Consider the following 2,911-nt stretch of genomic DNA (forward strand, 5'->3'; position numbering starts at 1 on the left):
TGGTAGCAGGCAACAATATCAAAAATATTTTTTAAGAAACAATGTAATCCAACGATATTCTGCAAATATTTACGGGGGCAGTGCAATTAACGCATTTTCATTATCTGTAAGTTACGATAAAAACGCTGGCGAGCTAAAGCAAATCTCTGATAAAATAAACGTGCATGTTGAAAATACAATACATCCTTTAAAAAATCTCGTAATCAACACCGGCGCATATTATACCAACAGCAACAGCACCTCCGGCCTTGCTGCCTACAATACGATTATGATTGGCGGGCGGCAGGTCCCTTATCTTAGGTTTGCTGATGATGCCGGCAATCCGGTGCCGGTCGCTACCGGTTATCGGAACGAATATACGGATACAGCGGGCGGGGGTAAATTGCTCGATTGGAAATATTATCCTCTCGAAGATTACAGGCACGATCTGTCAAAAAACACCCTTAGTGAATTATATGCTAATATCGGCCTCCAATATGAGTTCAGCCACGCGCTTAATGCTCAAATCCAATACCAGTATCAGAAACAGGAGTCGAATACTTCCCGGGTATCTGATATAAACAGTTTTACTGCGAGGAGCCAGATCAACGAATTTAGCCAGATCGATTACCTCTCAGGTATGGTAATTAACAGGATTCCAAAAGGCGGAATACAAACTACTTATAATTCTTATGCTCAATCTTATACGGCAAGAGGCCAGTTAAACTTTAACCAAACATGGGGCGATCATAATCTTGCAGCTATTGCCGGCGCAGAAGTAAGACAGTTTCAGACTTCAGCCGGCCAGGGTATTATTTATGGGTATAATGAAGATCCGGTTAAGTATTCAAGTGTTGATTATGTTACTTACTATCCTACGTTTACTACCGGTAGTTACCAGCAAATCCCGGATAATCTGTCTTTTAGCCATACCGTTAATCGTTTTGTTTCTATGTATGCGAACGCTTCTTACACCTATAAAAACAGATATATAATTTCTGGCAGCGCAAGAAAAGATGGTTCTAATATTTTCGGAGCAAATACCAATGATAAATGGAAGCCATTGTGGTCAGCAGGTATGAACTGGAAGTTATCAAAGGAATCCTTTTATCATATTTCTTTTTTACCCGTTCTTGGACTGAGGGCTACTTATGGTTACAGCGGTAATGTAGACCTTAGCAAAACTGCTGCCGCTGTGGCAATTTACAGAACAGATGCACCGTCAACCGGCTATCCTTATGTTACAATAAAAACTTTGAATAATCCAAATCTAAGATGGGAGAAAACGGCTATGCTGAATCTTGCTATCGACTATGCCATCAAAGGCGGCCGACTAAGCGGGTCGTTTGAATATTATCATAAAAAAGACACCGATTTATATGGCCTTACGCCCTACGATTATACGACTTGGGGCGCAAGTCCTCACATTGTCGAAAATATCGCCGGCATTAGTGAAAACGGGATAGATTTAACAGTAAACAGTACCAACATTATTCGTGGATTTAAGTGGAATACAACTTTCTTTCTTAATTACAACAATAACAAAACTACCAGTTATAACCTGCCGGAATCCAAACAAATCTTTTCAAAACTTGGATCAGGAGTATCCATTATTCCGGTAATTGGGAAACCACTGTATTCCATTTCTGCGTATAAGTGGGCCGGCCTCGATCAGAACGGAAATCCGCAGGGATATCTTAACGGGAAAAAAAGCACCAATTACGATTCCATACAAATTGAGGCTTTAAACAAAGGAACAGGTGGAAACGTCGTTTATATCGGCCCTTCAAGCCCGGTAGTCTTTGGCTCGCTGATCAACACATTGAGCTGGAAAAACTGGTCCCTTTCCGTTAACTTGTCCTATAAGCTTGGTTATTATTTTTTAAAGCCGGTTTTATCCTATTCTGCCTTGATTAATTATGGCGCAGGCAGCAGAGATTTTGTAAAAAGGTGGATCAAAGCCGGTGACGAATCAAAAACAAATGTTCCTGCCTTTATTTATCCTGCAAGTGACAGCAGAGATAACTTTTATCAGCTTTCGGAGATCAATGTGCTTAAAGGAGATCACATCAGGATACAGTATGTGAACCTGTCGTGCTCTCTTCCTTCAAATAATTCTGTTCGTCCGATTGAACTGTATATCAACTGTAGTAATCTTGGTATTATCTGGCGCGCCAATAAGGAAAGATTAGATCCGGAATACCCGGCGACCTTACTACCTGAAAAATCTTTTGCTTTAGGCCTCAGGGCTAACTTTTAAATTCTTTCATGATGAAACAAAATATTCAAAAACAGCCGTATGGCTTCCTGCTAATAATACTGGTTACGATGGTGTATGCCCAGTTTATTTCATGCAAAAAATATTTAGATAAAAAATCAGATAATGCTTTGGTAACACCCACTACTCTTGAAGATCTGCAGGGAATGCTGGATGATAACAACCTGATGAACGCAAACACTTCCGGCTTTGGTGAGGCTTCAGCCGATGACTATTTTGACCAGGAAAATATTTATAATTCTTTCGATGATATAGCAAAGAAAGAATATTTGTGGAATTTGAGGGTTTATTATGACCCAAACGACTGGGGTGCTGATTATAATGTTATCTACAATGCAAATTATTGCCTTGATCAGTTGAGTTTCATACATAAGACTCCGGGCAATCTTGATGAGTGGAACAACGTTAAAGGTGCTGCACTTTTTTATCGGGGGTATTATTATTTAGGATTAATATGGGACTATGGAAAGGCTTATGATGAGGATAGTTCAAATACCGACTTAGGCATAGTTTTGAGAAAGAGCTCAGATTTTAATATTCCTTCCGCAAGAGCAACGGTTATGGCAAGTTATAACCAGGTGATCAGTGATTTGACCGAAGCATCTGAATATCTTCCCATGAACTCATCCCATCCCATGCGGCCTTCCAGGCCCG

Annotated in this window: 2 protein-coding genes; both read left to right on the plus strand. The window is 40.2% G+C overall.

The features are described from left to right. Positions 1–2,239, plus strand: a 2,239-nt coding sequence (locus ACTHJT_RS09630; protein ID WP_440237814.1) for a hypothetical protein, incomplete at its 5' end; no start/stop codon positions are given. 8 nt (positions 2,240–2,247) lie between these two features. Beyond that, a partial coding sequence (locus tag ACTHJT_RS09635) for a RagB/SusD family nutrient uptake outer membrane protein (RefSeq protein ID WP_440237815.1) occupies positions 2,248–2,911 on the plus strand: 664 nt, incomplete at its 3' end.

Origin of the sequence: Cytophaga sp., from assembly GCF_051961495.1 — a bacterium.
Taxonomy (GTDB): domain Bacteria; phylum Bacteroidota; class Bacteroidia; order Cytophagales; family Cytophagaceae; genus Cytophaga.